Annotated in this window: 14 protein-coding genes; 1 reads left to right on the top strand and 13 read right to left on the bottom strand. The window is 35.7% G+C overall.

Translation table 11 applies throughout. From position 1 onward, the window contains the following. Positions 1 to 5 precede the first annotated feature (5 nt). From DW721_RS12230 to DW721_RS12200, 8 genes are all read right to left on the bottom strand, one after another. Positions 6 to 419: a topoisomerase C-terminal repeat-containing protein gene (locus tag DW721_RS12230; protein ID WP_347560383.1), complete on the bottom strand. Its 414-nt coding sequence runs from the start codon at positions 417 to 419 to the stop codon at positions 6 to 8. Continuing rightward, positions 395 to 595: a hypothetical protein gene (locus tag DW721_RS15925; RefSeq protein ID WP_147355408.1), complete on the bottom strand. Its 201-nt coding sequence runs from the start codon at positions 593 to 595 to the stop codon at positions 395 to 397. Before DW721_RS15925 ends, DW721_RS12230 begins: the two co-directional genes overlap by 25 nt. A 351-nt stretch (positions 596 to 946) precedes the next feature. Then, positions 947 to 1,996 (bottom strand): virulence RhuM family protein, encoded by a 1,050-nt coding sequence (locus tag DW721_RS12225; RefSeq protein ID WP_118745918.1) that lies wholly within the window; start codon positions 1,994 to 1,996, stop codon positions 947 to 949. A 119-nt stretch (positions 1,997 to 2,115) separates the two neighbouring features. Then, the gene (locus tag DW721_RS12220) at positions 2,116 to 2,391 is read right to left on the bottom strand and encodes a hypothetical protein (protein ID WP_118745917.1); all 276 of its coding nucleotides are present in this window, start codon (positions 2,389 to 2,391) and stop codon (positions 2,116 to 2,118) included. A gap of 155 nt (positions 2,392 to 2,546) precedes the next feature. Beyond that, on the bottom strand, positions 2,547 to 3,206 hold the full coding sequence (locus DW721_RS12215) for a hypothetical protein (RefSeq protein WP_118745916.1): 660 nt from the start codon (positions 3,204 to 3,206) through the stop codon (positions 2,547 to 2,549). A gap of 6 nt (positions 3,207 to 3,212) precedes the next feature. Next, the gene (locus DW721_RS12210; protein WP_182436311.1) at positions 3,213 to 4,151 is read right to left on the bottom strand and encodes an ImmA/IrrE family metallo-endopeptidase; all 939 of its coding nucleotides are present in this window, start codon (positions 4,149 to 4,151) and stop codon (positions 3,213 to 3,215) included. Further along, on the bottom strand, positions 4,138 to 4,482 hold the full coding sequence (locus tag DW721_RS12205; RefSeq protein ID WP_118745914.1) for a helix-turn-helix transcriptional regulator: 345 nt from the start codon (positions 4,480 to 4,482) through the stop codon (positions 4,138 to 4,140). The genes DW721_RS12210 and DW721_RS12205 overlap by 14 nt, the downstream gene beginning before the upstream one ends. A 466-nt stretch (positions 4,483 to 4,948) precedes the next feature. Further along, the gene (locus DW721_RS12200; RefSeq protein ID WP_118745913.1) at positions 4,949 to 6,238 is read right to left on the bottom strand and encodes a hypothetical protein; all 1,290 of its coding nucleotides are present in this window, start codon (positions 6,236 to 6,238) and stop codon (positions 4,949 to 4,951) included. A 120-nt stretch (positions 6,239 to 6,358) separates the two neighbouring features. Here DW721_RS12200 and DW721_RS12195 point away from each other — a divergent pair, with 120 nt between their 5' ends. Then, positions 6,359 to 6,613, top strand: coding sequence for a penicillin-binding transpeptidase domain-containing protein (locus DW721_RS12195; protein ID WP_347560382.1), 255 nt, complete (start codon positions 6,359 to 6,361; stop codon positions 6,611 to 6,613). A 55-nt stretch (positions 6,614 to 6,668) separates the two neighbouring features. Here the strand turns inward: DW721_RS12195 and DW721_RS12190 are convergent, their stop codons facing one another. From DW721_RS12190 to DW721_RS12170, 5 genes are all read right to left on the bottom strand, one after another. After that, positions 6,669 to 7,589, bottom strand: a complete 921-nt coding sequence (locus DW721_RS12190) for a penicillin-binding transpeptidase domain-containing protein (RefSeq protein WP_243036011.1) — start codon at positions 7,587 to 7,589, stop codon at positions 6,669 to 6,671. 473 nt (positions 7,590 to 8,062) lie between these two features. After that, the gene (locus tag DW721_RS12185; protein WP_207665624.1) at positions 8,063 to 8,959 is read right to left on the bottom strand and encodes a response regulator; all 897 of its coding nucleotides are present in this window, start codon (positions 8,957 to 8,959) and stop codon (positions 8,063 to 8,065) included. A 169-nt stretch (positions 8,960 to 9,128) separates the two neighbouring features. Further along, positions 9,129 to 10,757, bottom strand: coding sequence for a class I SAM-dependent RNA methyltransferase (locus tag DW721_RS12180; RefSeq protein ID WP_118745911.1), 1,629 nt, complete (start codon positions 10,755 to 10,757; stop codon positions 9,129 to 9,131). A gap of 119 nt (positions 10,758 to 10,876) precedes the next feature. Next, positions 10,877 to 12,016, bottom strand: coding sequence for a prephenate dehydratase (gene pheA, locus DW721_RS12175; protein ID WP_118745910.1), 1,140 nt, complete (start codon positions 12,014 to 12,016; stop codon positions 10,877 to 10,879). Positions 12,017 to 12,045: 29 nt separating this feature from the next. Then, on the bottom strand, positions 12,046 to 13,425 hold the full coding sequence (locus DW721_RS12170) for an aminopeptidase (RefSeq protein WP_022014430.1): 1,380 nt from the start codon (positions 13,423 to 13,425) through the stop codon (positions 12,046 to 12,048). Between the last annotated feature and the right edge of the window lie 11 nt (positions 13,426 to 13,436).

The following is a 13,436-nucleotide window of genomic DNA, read 5'->3' as shown; positions in this document are numbered from 1 at the left end:
CATTACTACCCCTGCTTTCCCTTTGTCTGCGGAAATTCCATATTAAATTTATACTGAAATCCCTTGATTTCCCTACCATCTTTCATATATGAAAACTCCTCTATGCTCTGAGGAATGAGGTACGCATCATAGTTGCCTTTCTTGCCTTTTAAGCCTTTTACAAGTATCTTCTTTCCTTGAAGCAGGCTCTTGACTTGTGCATCTGAAAGTGTCACTCCCAGTGCCTTGCTGACATTCATACCGCACTTTCCGGTGCAGTACGCTCCGAATTTTCCTTTGACTACATCGGCACCGCATTTTGGGCATTTGCCAAGCACTTCCTGTCCGACCCTGCCTGCTCCAAACATGGCTTTCTGCTCATCACTGACACTGTGGTATATCTTTACAAGGTCACTTACCATAGCTTCAATACCGGACATGAACTGCTCTGCGGCAACTTCACCTTAATCTTCGGATATGTAGCCTTTTCCTCTGGGGTGTAATTACTCTCCTCATCAGGCTTCATTGTAACCTCAATCTTAGGTGTATCTTTTTTGAAGGATAATTTGACAACCGTCTCAACATGGCTCGATAGTTCCGGATTGATGTCGGTCATCTGGAACCTATCCAGACTAATATGGCATGTACTAAAATATCTCCGTTTGTTCGTGGAAACATATCTACAAATTCTGTAGCAAAAATACCTTGATACATTCTGCTACCCATATCGCAGCCTGAACCTTGTTTGTCCACGGAAAAAGTTCAACTTTTTTATCCATTTCTACTATGTATAGTGATTCCAACATAAAAGTCAAATCTTGCGGAGAATCTCCATCGCCTCAACCTTGTCCGTTCTTCCTACAAGGAACAGGTCAACGGCTATTTTTAGACCTAACTGATGGCCTTGCTTCCATGCACTCGACCTTATTATACTGAGAAATATGCATTAAACAGAGAAGCAATCCTATTACTTCTTCGCATTCTCTTCCAATTCCAACATGTATTTATCAAAGTCAGACATAAACAATCTGTCATGAATGACACGATACTTTTCAAATTCAGTCTCCGCTTTTGCCTTTGCAATCTCTGCTGTAATCTTACCTGCATCCTGAAGAACCTCTCTGTCATCTGCCATCAGGAATAAATCCAGACGCTTTGCCCAATCCTCCATTGTCATCGGAATGTGACGTTCAGCACGGTCTTCTGCCAGATCCAGGTATGCCGAAACGATACGCTCTAATGAACGCATTTCCTGCTCTGAAAGATAATTCTTCGCAACACTCACATCACTTTTTACAATCTTGCCTTCCGGTGCGGCTGCCCAAGTGGTCAGTCCCATATGTGGCTTGTCTGCTGCATCTGCTCGCTCATAAATCAACTCTGCTGCCGTATGTCCGTGAACTGCATAATGCATCTTGTTCTGCACCTTGGCAAAAAACTGCTTTGTCGTTTTGGCTGTGCGGTCGTAATCAAGAGCTGTAGCATAGATGTCCGTTATCTTCTGATAGAATCTACGCTTAGATAAACGGATCTCACGAATCTGCTCAAGCAAACGATCAAAGTATTCTGTTGTGAGCACAGAACCACCGTTTTTCAGGCGCTCATCATCCATAACCCATCCTTTGATGGTATCGTCCTTTACGATGCCATTTGCCCACTTACGAAACTGCACTGCTCGCTCATTATTGACCTTGAATCCAACTGCAATAATCATTTGAAGATTATAGTGTTTTGTATCACGAGTGACCTGGCGTGAACCTTCGGTTTGAACTATCCGGAAATTCCGGATAGTTGAGTCTTCCTCAAGCTCTGAGTCGGAATAAATCTTCTTAATATGCTCATTGATTGTACGAACATCCACGCCATACAGCATGGCCATTATCTTCTGTGTTAGCCATATATTCTCATCCTCATAGTGCATCTCAATACTGTCCTGCTGAGCGCCGACAGAGGCAACATAGGTCAAATATTCCGCTGTGCTGGAACGGATGGTTATTTCATCTTTTTTCTTTTTCAAATAAGAGGCCTCCTTTTTGTGGCTTTTTGTTCCTGATTAAAGGTCCTGCATTTTTTACAGACTTCAAAAAATTTTCTCTTTCTTCTCGCCGTGAAATTTCTCTGAAAATTGTAGTTTATCTACATGTTATCTAATTCTTCTTTTGTGAAACCACGTCTTAATAAATTACTTTCATCATATATTCCATCGTATATAATATCGTAATATATTTCTCCTCTAAACTCATATGCGGTATATTTATACCATTGCCCATTATTTTTCATAGTTTCCTTTGTAACCGGGCAAAACTCAGCCAATGCACTTTCTTTAGTGTATCTATCTGTTGGAAAAGTATAATAATCATATATTTGATCCCATCCCATTCTTTTAGCACTTATCATATGATATTGTCTCATAACACTTTTCTCCTAAACTTATAATTCCGATTTATCACACATCAATATCTGTTTTTCAATCTTAAAATTGGTCAAATGGATTAGATACCATGTTTTTACTTCTTATCCCTCTTTTTCTTATCTGTAGTCTTGACTGCTTTTGCTAGCCAATATACTTATAAATAATCTTGCGATGCTTTAATATATTCACTTAACGTTGATGGAAGCCCATGTCTTTTTATGACATCTGCACAATACTTTTTATAAATAGACTTTAATCCCTTGCTATTTGAAGTATCATTCCGTTGTGCGTAATACACAAACGCCTGGAGTATAATAATGTCAAATGTTATAATATCAATATCCTTCAGATCTTCCAATTCTCTTGCCACATTATCAACCATAATTTCTTTTGAGCAAAAATAATTTATATTGTGATATGCAGCATATGCCAAACTATAAACCTCTCCTCTGTCTTTAGAGCGACCTCTCTCATAGTTAACCAATTCATGCTTAGATATATTATTGAAAATCATGGTATATTTAGGATCTGTTCCATATAATCCGTCTTCTTTAACTATCGTAACATTTTTTTCTAAATAACTATCAACAAATTTCCGGGATTCCTCGTCTAATTCTTTATATACCTCTTCATGAATATAAATATCTGTAAAACTTTCAAATAAAGGTTTTATGTATAATTGCTTCATATTTTCAAATGAGCAATTTTTATCTGAAGTCCTTTCCGATATTCCAACCATGAAAATATTGGCATCAAATAGAATTGGCTTGTTAAGTAAATCATGCAAAGCTGTCTTTTTTAACGGTGTATACATACAATATCACCCCCGCTTTGCATTTATTATAGAAAACAATTCTTCATCAGCCTCTTCTTCATCATCAGGAATTTCATCTTGTTCAACCAACTCATTGATAATGTCCATATCTAACGAGAGAATTTTTGCATCCTTGACAATATCTTCTTTTGATGCATTACCAGTAATAAATGATGTTTCCATATCTTGATATGTTTTACTATACGGAATAATAAAATTATTCACTGTTCCATATAACATAGAAACAGGTTCACTGAATATTTGAATTTCTTGAAGAACTTTCTTTATAAATTCGTAGTTCTCAATATATTTTTTTACATCTTCGATAAAATGTTCCTCTTCGAGTCTATAAATTACTGCTTTAAGTGGCATTTGGTATTTTACTGTCATTACAATGATAAACGAGGCAATCTGGTTAAAATTTAAGGACTTAAAATCTGTCACTTGTAGACTTCTACAATAATCTCTAACTTCACGATTCAAAGCTTCCTCTGGAAATAATATTTCAGCTGCGAATCTGCATGCTTTCTTTTCATTTACATCCTTAAGCATACTAAAATCGCAAATGTATGGCTTTTCCTTAAACACCTGATAGTCCTTGATATAATGATAGAATTCGTGTGCTGCTGCAAAAACCTGATTTACCAATGGCTTATTGCTATTTAATATAATGTATGCTCTTTCTTTCCCCGTTGTCGGAATATACAACATACCATCAATTTTGTCGGATTCAAATGAAACCAATTCAAATCTAATATCACTACTCTGTTTTTGAATCAAATCAAACACACCTATTCCCATTGGAGCAAAAGCATAATCAACTCTTTTTTCCCTAGCCAGTTTTTTTATTACATCAATCTCATCTAAAGAAAGTGAAGTTGTATTAAAATCATATTCAGTTTGATAGTATTTCTCAAATAATTCATTATTATCAATCGACGACATAACTACCTCTCTTTGCAAGCATCTCATACTTTTCCTTTATTCTGATGCGTTCAGCCATTTCCTCAATTTTTAGCTTATCAGATTCCTCAAGACTACCCATAAGATATACAAGTGCATCTGTTGTAGATTCAACAAAATAGTCATCAGCACTTGTTCCTGTTAAACTACAAATTTTGCTTAATAAGTCAATAGTAGGCACCTGTTTACCATTTTCCAGCAATGATAGAGTAGGTCTTTTAATATCAAGTCTTTTAGCAAAAACATCCTGAGACTCTTTCCCCCTAAGAGAAACTAAATCTTTACAAAACTTCTCCGAATTGAACTCCTTCATGACAAACCTCCTAAAAAATGCACGTTAATTATCTTAACAAAATTATCTATTACTGTCAATGGGATTGTTAGTATTTTTAACATCATTATATATCATATTATGCTCAGTTGACAATATTTTTAACACTATATATAAACATTATTCAAAGTTACATTCATTCCGTAGTTACAACCCTACAATTTATTCATAGTGTATTTTCAAAACTTCACTCCAACGGGAACATTTTCCGAACAGATATATTCCCGAGCTGATAGGCAAATATTCAACTGCTTTTATTCTAAAGATAAACCCAAACCTTTAAAAGTCTCATTTTAGTCCATTCTTCGGTGCTTTCTATTTCACCCTTGACATCAATACCACCGTCTCCACATGCGGTGAAAGTTACTTCTTATACTAAATAGCGAAACTGTTGCCTTTTGCGAAAAGGTTCATACTCCACCTAGGGGGATAAATTTTACCCCACGCACTATTGATAGTATTGCTTTATTTCTGCTAACATCTTTTCCGCATCTTCACATTGATCATAATAATCAACGTCATACCTTTGCCCTGTACGCAAGTGATGTAACCAACCATCAAGCATAGCCAGATAGATTTCACCTACATCATTCAAATTTGCGTATTGTCCAACATAATTATTTCGAGCATCATAACTCTCTTGAGACACTGGATATCGATAACATTCATAATGTAAATCACTATCTATTAACTGGGCATATCCTTCTTCATCAATAACCAATCGGTTATTCCTAAAGTCATTTCCTGCTCTTAATACTTCTTTAATTTCTTCTTCAGTAAATATATGTGATGGAGGTTTTATCCGAAACAGTTTTATTGTAAAATAAATACCCATTTCCTGCCATACTATCCCTGATTCACTGCATATTTTTTTTATATAATCTTTCATTTCAACAATAGCCTTAACTGCTCCGTTAAAATCTGTAAATAAATATTTCCCATCCTTGCTTACCGGATATGGTATAACATCTTCTTCACAAATATATCCTGTCTCCGTCACATATTTTCTTGCACCAAAAGTTCCACCATTTATATGAAACATAATAGCAAATTCCAACTTACCATCATTTTTATTATTATTTTCATCACAAATATCTTTTAAGCACCATTTATTCCAATTTTCTTCGATAAATTTGTCAAACTTACAACTTTCTTCTATTCTCCTATGGATTTCTACATCCTTTTTTTCTTCTTTAATACTAAATGGATTCTTCTGGTAAATGCTTGAAAATTTAGTAAAATCTTTCATCATATAATATGATTGTCTCATAGTTCCAATATAATGTCGAAATTCCATACTGCTCATTTTATTATGCCTTGCATCATAAGTTCCAGAGATGTGATTATATACAGATTGTTTTGAAAAGATAACAAACGAGCCATTCAAAAATCTGTCGACTTGTCTGTGTCCTTTAGGAAACTCTGTTCCATCATCATATCTTCCATAACTTGCCAGATTGCTCTCTATATAATGTCCTGGAAAATCTTCTATCAATGACTCACGACAATCCTCATATATCGCATTAGAAATAGCTTCTATTGGTTCTAATTGTAATCTAAAATAACTCCATCTATAATCTCTTTTCCCGTAATTTTCTAATTCCAACCTATACGGTTTAAATATGTAGTTACAACCTCCAGCTACCAAACAGATACATCCTTCTTCGTTTGCGTATTTTGCCGATTCTACATCCTGTCCCCCTCCAGTGGGCAAAAACATATGATTTAGTCCAGGCATACTTCCTATATCATTTAAAATTTTTATAATAGAATCTATATCTCTCCACTCAGCATGTAATGGTACTGTTTTAGGAAACAGCCTATTCTGTAAATATTTCCACTCACTATAATTGCTCTTTTGAAAATTGCTTACTACCTCTACATCAATGACTTTAATTTTGATGTAGATAATATTCAGACTGTAAAGAATGCCTTATTACTTTCTTCCACTGCTGACGGTAACCTATACGGCAAAACCGGAACAGGAAATATTAATGGAGAGAACATAAGCGGATGGTTCATTGGCTATGTCGAAACTTCAGATAATACATATTTCTTTGCCTTAAATATCGGAGCCACTGAAAATGCTACCGGAAGCAAAGCCAAAGTGTAGCTATCATTGCAATAAATATACCAGCAACACATAGTAAAATCTTAACTTCTCTTGATTACTCCTCTAGGATATTAAATGCTATTTCCTTTGCCTTTGTCCCACTAATTTCATTCGAAGAATTATCATCTAAATATATAGCAAAATATATATTAGTATTTTCTTTTTCGACAAAACCGATGAACCATGCTGTACCGTCTGTTCCCGTTCCTGTTTTTCCATATATTTTTTTTGAATCACTAGCCTCAAGTAACATAATGCTTTTTAGAATTTCTATCTCTGATTCTGTATATATAGTTTTCCCTTCCATAATCTTATGCAAAACTTCCACCTGCTCTATCGGAGAAATCAGCAAAGATGATTCAATCCAAAAACCATTAAGTTCTGGAAAAGAGTTCACACCACTTCCACTCCATTCAGATATGTCACAATTTCCATAATCCAATTTGTTTAATTCCTCTTGGATTGTCTCTTGTCCCACCTCTTCTATTACTTTTCTAAAGTACCAAATGCAAGAACTTCGAAATGCATCTTCCAGTCTTAAATCGGCATTCCATGCATCAACTGGGTAATTCATTCCATCATACCCCATTTTACTATCCTCTGACGTTACCACTTGATTATGAATTCCTATTAAAGCTGAGATTACTTTGAACGTAGAATTAGGAGATACCCTCGTTCTGCATTTGTCTTCATTATAAAAAGTATATGTATTATTTTCTGAATTCAAAATAACTGCACACCCTTGGATTGATTGAAACGCTTCCGCATAATCTACAGTGACTTTTGTCGGCTGCAGTTCCTCTTCATTCTTCACATCCTCGTTTTCACTTATTTCTTCTTCGGTTTGATTAGTCTGTATTGTCTGTTCCTTTTGATTTGATTGGCTGTTTCCATTCTCTTTTGAACTGCATCCTGATATACTTCCTATAATCAAGCAAGCAGTTATACCCATTATCATACATCGTATTAGTTTCATCACAAAATCTTCCTTTCTTCTGTAACTTCTTTTAACTTTTACTTCCTAACCCACGAACAATTTTTACATCAACATTCTAAATACAAGCATCTTCTCATTTTTTATTACATGTGTAGGATTTCAATGTAAAAAAATTTCCCTTGTAAACACCTGTTACATCTACACAAATATTACATCAGTAAGATTTATAAATCAAGTTATCTTTATACAAAAAGGCTCCTGCCGGGAGGTATCATACATTTTCGCAAAAGTGATACCTTTTAGCAAAAGCCTATTATTCAGCAGAGTCTCAAAACACCCCTCTGCTCCGATATTCAAATGGTTCATTCATAAAGCTACAAAACACACATCCATTTTTCTTCCTTAATACTCTACAAACCGCAGAAAATCAAGGTTTCCTTGAAAGCAGACAAACGGTTTCAATATTCACCGTCAAAGGAATTATGTAACTCAAATATTTTTTTAATATTGTCCTAATTTTTTAATAGATTTTTTAATACTAAATCAATCAATTCTCCGGGATTATTAGTACACACCTGCGCTCCACGTCTTAATGCCTCATCAACATGTTCTTTTTTCTTTGAACCAGCATAAATAATAAATGGGATTTTCTTATCCATTTTGCGAATTTCTTCTAATAAAACATATCCCTCTCGAATTCCTTCCTTTCTACCCATATCAGAAATAATAAGAGCAAATTTGTTATGTTTCATATAATGTAATGCCTGCTGTGTTGATAATGCTAATGAAAAAGTTAATCCATATTTTTCAAGTATGTTCCGTTCATAAACATTATTTTCGGGTCTATCATCTACCCAAAGAATCTCTTTTTTACTACTACTCTTTTTAAATTCTTCACCTCTCGTAATGCTATCAAAATAAAGTTCTAAATTCTCTCTAAACTTATTTACTAAAGCTTTTTCATCCTGAATAGTAAAAAATATTCCTTCACTTTTATGTTTATCTTTAAATAACAGTATTTTTTTATATTGTTCTTGATCTATTTTCGATGGACTCAACGGTTTATCTAGAAAATATAAGAAAACTTGCTTCCCCATAGAAAGCATTCTTTCAATTTCTTCTTCCGTTCCAGAGCCATAATTTTCTGTAGGTGTTCCAAATCTTGTCCAAAAAACACCTAAGGCCATATCTGAAGAATCTACAATTTGCTTATTTAATAATTCCTGTGGCTGATTTCCAAATTCTGAATAGGAATCTTTCGACCAATGTCTAGTTCTTACAATAATATTATTTTTTCGACCGAAAAAATTATTGAAATGATTTACCTCTTTTTCTAACATTTCAACATATTCCGAAACATCAGAAGGGCATGAAATCAACAAATCATAAACTTTAATATCTTTTGCCATAATAATCTCCTTTGTAAACTGATTTTTGCGAAAAAGTATCCTTTCGCCAAAATGTATATTTCTTATTTCCAAAAGCCTATCCCTTGGGGTAAACATCCGATTATATCTTTACTCTGCGGAAACTGAAACACACAACCATTTTTACCCTTTATCGGCAAAAACCTTTGACTTATTGGGCTTTTCTCGTGAGCAAACAGACCGTCTCCACATGCACCGTTCCCGGGAACATATCCACATTGCTAACCCTCTCCACATGGTACCCAAATGTCTCGAATGTAGCAAGATCCTGTGACAGGCTCGTCGGTTTACATGAAATATAAACTATATTCTCCACTCCATAGTCAATTATCTTTCTGATTGCCTTAGGGTGTATTCCCTCTCTCGGTGGGTCAAGTATTATATAATCAGGTTTCTCGTCTATCTCATCTATCACCTTAAGCACATCACCTGCTATAAATTCACAGTTGTCAAGACCGTTTATCGCTGCATTTTCTTTTGCAGCCTCAACTGCTTCTTCCACAATCTCAACACCTATAACTTTCTTTGCAACAGGTGCTATTATCTGTGCTATCGTTCCTGTTCCGCTGTAAAGGTCAAAAACGACTTTATCCTTAAATCCTGCATTTGTTTTTGTCTCAAGATTTTCCGTCTTTTCAGAGTATATGTCAGCTAAATCAACATTTTTGGCACCCTTTTCAGAATATCCATCTACAATATCAGAACTGCCAGCAGTCATTTCTGAACATACGCCATTAATCCTTGAGTTTTCAACATCCATTCCAACGCCAACGCTATTTTTACCGACTCCTGCCATTTCTCCTCCTAGCACATAGTCCCTTGCCCTTGTGTAAAGCACCTCAGCTCCTTTTGTGTTTGTCTGGAAAAATGAAAACGGTGATATTTTAAACTGAAGTCCTAATATCTTTTCGGTAAACCAGTCTTTTCCGCTAATGATGTGCATTTTGTCACTTTTTACCACATCCCCTAATCCATCGTTTATGATATGGATAAATCCTGTTAATTTTCCATTATACTTAAGTCCATTTAATTTTTCTGATACTTCACTGACATACTCAGATATATCCTGCTGTGATGATGTGACAAGTGCAACGAGGAGCTCTCCTGTTGATACCGCTCTTCTTACGAGAAGATGCCTGAGAACACCCTGATGAGTATTTTTATTGTAATGCGGTATCTGTTTTTCCCTGAAATATTCTACTATGCAGTCTATTACTTTTGAATAATCATCATCTACTATCTGACAGCCTGAGGCATTTACTATATCATGGACACTGCCTTTTTTATGAAGACCGAGTGTAAGTGGTCCTCCTTTGTATTCATCACCGAATGAAAATTCCATCTTGTTTCTGTAGCCTTTGATTTCAGGACTTGGCAGTATTCCGTCATATATATAATCTTTTTTTATCCCCAAAGATGAGTCGAGTGTCTTATATACATTATCTATTATCTCAAGCACCTGATTTCTCTTAAGTTCAAGCTGTTTTTCATATGGTAATGTCTGGTAACTGCATCCGCCGCATTTTCCGAACCGGCAGCACATTGGTTCTGCTGTTTCAAGCGGTGATTTTTCTGTTACTTCCAAAAGTATTCCCTGACTCTTATCTTTTCTGACTTTTTTTGCCCTGAATTTTATTTTTTGTCCGGGTAACGCACCTTTTACAAGTGTAAGTGTTTTTTGTTCATTTCCGTTTTCGTCTTTCTCTATCACATCAACATATGCCTTGTTTGGAAATTCAACTTTCTTTACAACACCCTCATATATGTTTCCTTTTTTCATGTAAATATGTCCGCCTTTCTTTAATCAACAAAAAGCAGTAAAGATATTTTATCATTTTCAGGCACAAATACTGTGTCAACAACTTTATATCTCTCCCTGCTTTTTATTGTACTATTTTTTTACTTCGTTCTCACATTTCCAAGTATTGTTAACTGTTTTGCACACTCACTTATACAGGCAAGTGCGTTCCGCACACCCGGATCATTTAAGTTTCCCTCAATGTCTACAAAGAACTGGTACTCCCAATTCCTGTTTTCTATCGGTCTTGACTCTATCTTTGTAAGATTTAAGTCATTGTAATAAAAGTTTGAGAGCATATTGTAAAGTGCTCCTGCCTGGTGCTTTATCTCAAATGAAAGACTTATTTTATTTGCATTTGAAAGGAATACTTTCTGATTTGTGACTATAATAAATCTCGTATAATTGCTGCTTTCAAAGTTGATACTTTCTTTTAACACATCAAGTCCGAAAAGCTTTGCGGCTCTTGTGCTTGCAATAGCTCCTTGAGAGATATCATCTTCCTCTGCCACTTTCTTTGCCGCACTTGATGTGCTCATGTATGATTCACTTTCCATATTGTGTTCTCTTATAAATTTTGAACATTGCATGATTCCCTGCGGATGTGAATACACCTTTTTTATATCTGATATTTTTGCTCCCGGCTTACCTAAAAGTGCCTGCTCAACTTTTACAACATGCTCAGCAACTATTGTTATATCATAATCGAGAAGAAGGTCATATGTGTCGTTTATTCCACCTGTTGAAGTGTTTTCAATAGGTATCACTCCGTATTTTGCCTCACCGTTTGCTACTGTCTCAAGTACCTCCTTAAAAGAAAGCCTGTTCATGGAGGTTATATCTGTTCCAAATACTTCCTCCATCGCCTGCTCAGTATATGCCCCATGTTCTCCGAAGCATACGATTCTTGTATCTTTGTCAACATCGAGCTTGTCCACCTGCTTAAATGGCAGCAGCTCATTTGTCTCACTTCCAAGAACTTTATACTGATACTTTCTGCTTATTGACATTATCTGTCTAAAGAGATCTTCTATTCCTGTCTTATTAAATTCATCAGTTGTAAGTTCTCTGAGAGTCTTTATCTTTTCTTCTTCTCTAACGGGGTCAAAGACTTTTTTTCCCGTACTTCTTTTATACGCTGCAACATCCGTTGCAACTTTCATTCTTTCTTCAAAGAGCTTTGCTATCTCCTTATCAATATTATCAATCTTTTTTCTGCTTTCTTTTAAGTCAACAACCATAAATCTATTTTCCCTTCAGTTCTTTATCTCTAATTTTTAAGGAATGCCTCATAGCATTTCTTTGCTTCGTAAACATCTGCTTTGCTTGCTATCTCCCACGGTGCATGCATATTTAATATAGCTACACCACAGTCGATTACTTCCATTCCGTAAAGTGACATGATATAAGCGATTGTTCCGCCGCCACCTACATCTACTTTTCCAAGTTCTGCCATCTGATAATGCACATTGTTGTCATCCATTATCTTTCTGAGTTTTGCTATATACTCTGCGTTTGCATCATTTGAACCTGATTTTCCGCGGCTTCCCGTAAATTTGCTGAATACAACTCCGCGTCCGCAGAATGATGCGTTTTTCTTTTCAAATGCATCTGCAAAAAGCGGGTCATAGCCTGCATTTACATCTGATGAAAGCATCTTGCTGTTTGCAAGGCATCTTCTAAGTTTAAGGTCATTATAATCACCCTCAAGACTTATAAGTTCTGCCACTACATTTTCAAAGAATTTCGACTGCATTCCTGTTGCACCGACACTTCCGATTTCTTCCTTGTCTACTAAAAGACAGCAGGCTGTTTTTTCAAGCTCGGCATCAGTTCCAAGCATTGCAGCAAGCGAGGTGTAAGCACATACTCTGTCATCCTGTCCGTAAGACATTATCATGCTTCTGTCAAAGCCGAGTTCTCTTGCCTTTCCTGCCGGTACTACCTCAAGCTCTGATGACATAAAGTCCTCTTCTTCCATTCCGTATTTTTCTTTTAATATTGCAAGTACACCCTTTGATACAGCTTCTTTTTCCTCATCATTAAGTGGTATGCTTCCGACTAAAACATCAAGTTTTTCGCCCTCGATAACTTTTGAAGCTTTCTTTTCCATCTGATTTGCAGCAAGATGTATAAGAAGGTCGCTCACACAAAATACAGGATCGTCATCGTTCTCTCCTATATTTACCTCGACAACACTTCCATCTTTCTTTGCGATAACACCGTGGATTGCAAGAGGAATTGTTACCCACTGGTATTTCTTGATACCGCCGTAATAATGTGTATCGAGATATGCAAGGTCACTGTCCTCATACAAAGGATTCTGCTTTATATCCATTCTGGGTGAGTCGATATGTGCCCCTAATATATTCATTCCACTATCAAGCGGCTCTTTTCCTATCTGGAACATTGCAACCGTCTTATTCATGCACACTGAGTATATTTTATCGCCACATTTAAGTTTTTCACCAGATTTAAGGTAAACATCAAGATTTCTGTAGCCTGCACTCTCAGCCTGTGCGATTATCTGTTTTACACATTCTCTTTCTGTCTTTCCTGCCGACAGAAATTCTCTATATTCTTTACAAAGTATTTCTAACTCTTTTTTGTTGTTTTCATCATATGATTTCCAAGCATTTTTTCTTTCCATAATAAAATAAC

Source organism: Clostridium sp. AM27-31LB (genome assembly GCF_003480745.1).
GTDB classification, from domain to species: Bacteria; Bacillota; Clostridia; order Lachnospirales; family Lachnospiraceae; genus Butyribacter; species Butyribacter intestini.
The sequence above is the reverse complement of the archived record's forward strand: the minus strand, read 5'-3'. Positions and strand labels throughout refer to the sequence as shown.

What these genes read in the sequence shown, in the direction of transcription:
- DW721_RS12230 (WP_347560383.1), bottom strand. Translation starts at nt 419, where the DNA reads ATGTCCGGTATTGAAGCTATGGTAAGTGACCTTGTAAAGATATACCAC.
- DW721_RS15925 (WP_147355408.1), bottom strand. Translation starts at nt 595, where the DNA reads ATGACCGACATCAATCCGGAACTATCGAGCCATGTTGAGACGGTTGTC.
- DW721_RS12220 (WP_118745917.1), bottom strand. Translation starts at nt 2,391, where the DNA reads ATGAGACAATATCATATGATAAGTGCTAAAAGAATGGGATGGGATCAA.
- DW721_RS12215 (WP_118745916.1), bottom strand. Translation starts at nt 3,206, where the DNA reads ATGTATACACCGTTAAAAAAGACAGCTTTGCATGATTTACTTAACAAG.
- DW721_RS12210 (WP_182436311.1), bottom strand. Translation starts at nt 4,151, where the DNA reads ATGTCGTCGATTGATAATAATGAATTATTTGAGAAATACTATCAAACT.
- DW721_RS12205 (WP_118745914.1), bottom strand. Translation starts at nt 4,482, where the DNA reads ATGAAGGAGTTCAATTCGGAGAAGTTTTGTAAAGATTTAGTTTCTCTT.
- DW721_RS12200 (WP_118745913.1), bottom strand. Translation starts at nt 6,238, where the DNA reads ATGCCTGGACTAAATCATATGTTTTTGCCCACTGGAGGGGGACAGGAT.
- DW721_RS12190 (WP_243036011.1), bottom strand. Translation starts at nt 7,589, where the DNA reads ATGAAACTAATACGATGTATGATAATGGGTATAACTGCTTGCTTGATT.
- DW721_RS12185 (WP_207665624.1), bottom strand. Translation starts at nt 8,959, where the DNA reads ATGGCAAAAGATATTAAAGTTTATGATTTGTTGATTTCATGCCCTTCT.
- DW721_RS12180 (WP_118745911.1), bottom strand. Translation starts at nt 10,757, where the DNA reads ATGAAAAAAGGAAACATATATGAGGGTGTTGTAAAGAAAGTTGAATTT.
- pheA (WP_118745910.1), bottom strand. Translation starts at nt 12,016, where the DNA reads ATGGTTGTTGACTTAAAAGAAAGCAGAAAAAAGATTGATAATATTGAT.
- DW721_RS12170 (WP_022014430.1), bottom strand. Translation starts at nt 13,425, where the DNA reads ATGGAAAGAAAAAATGCTTGGAAATCATATGATGAAAACAACAAAAAA.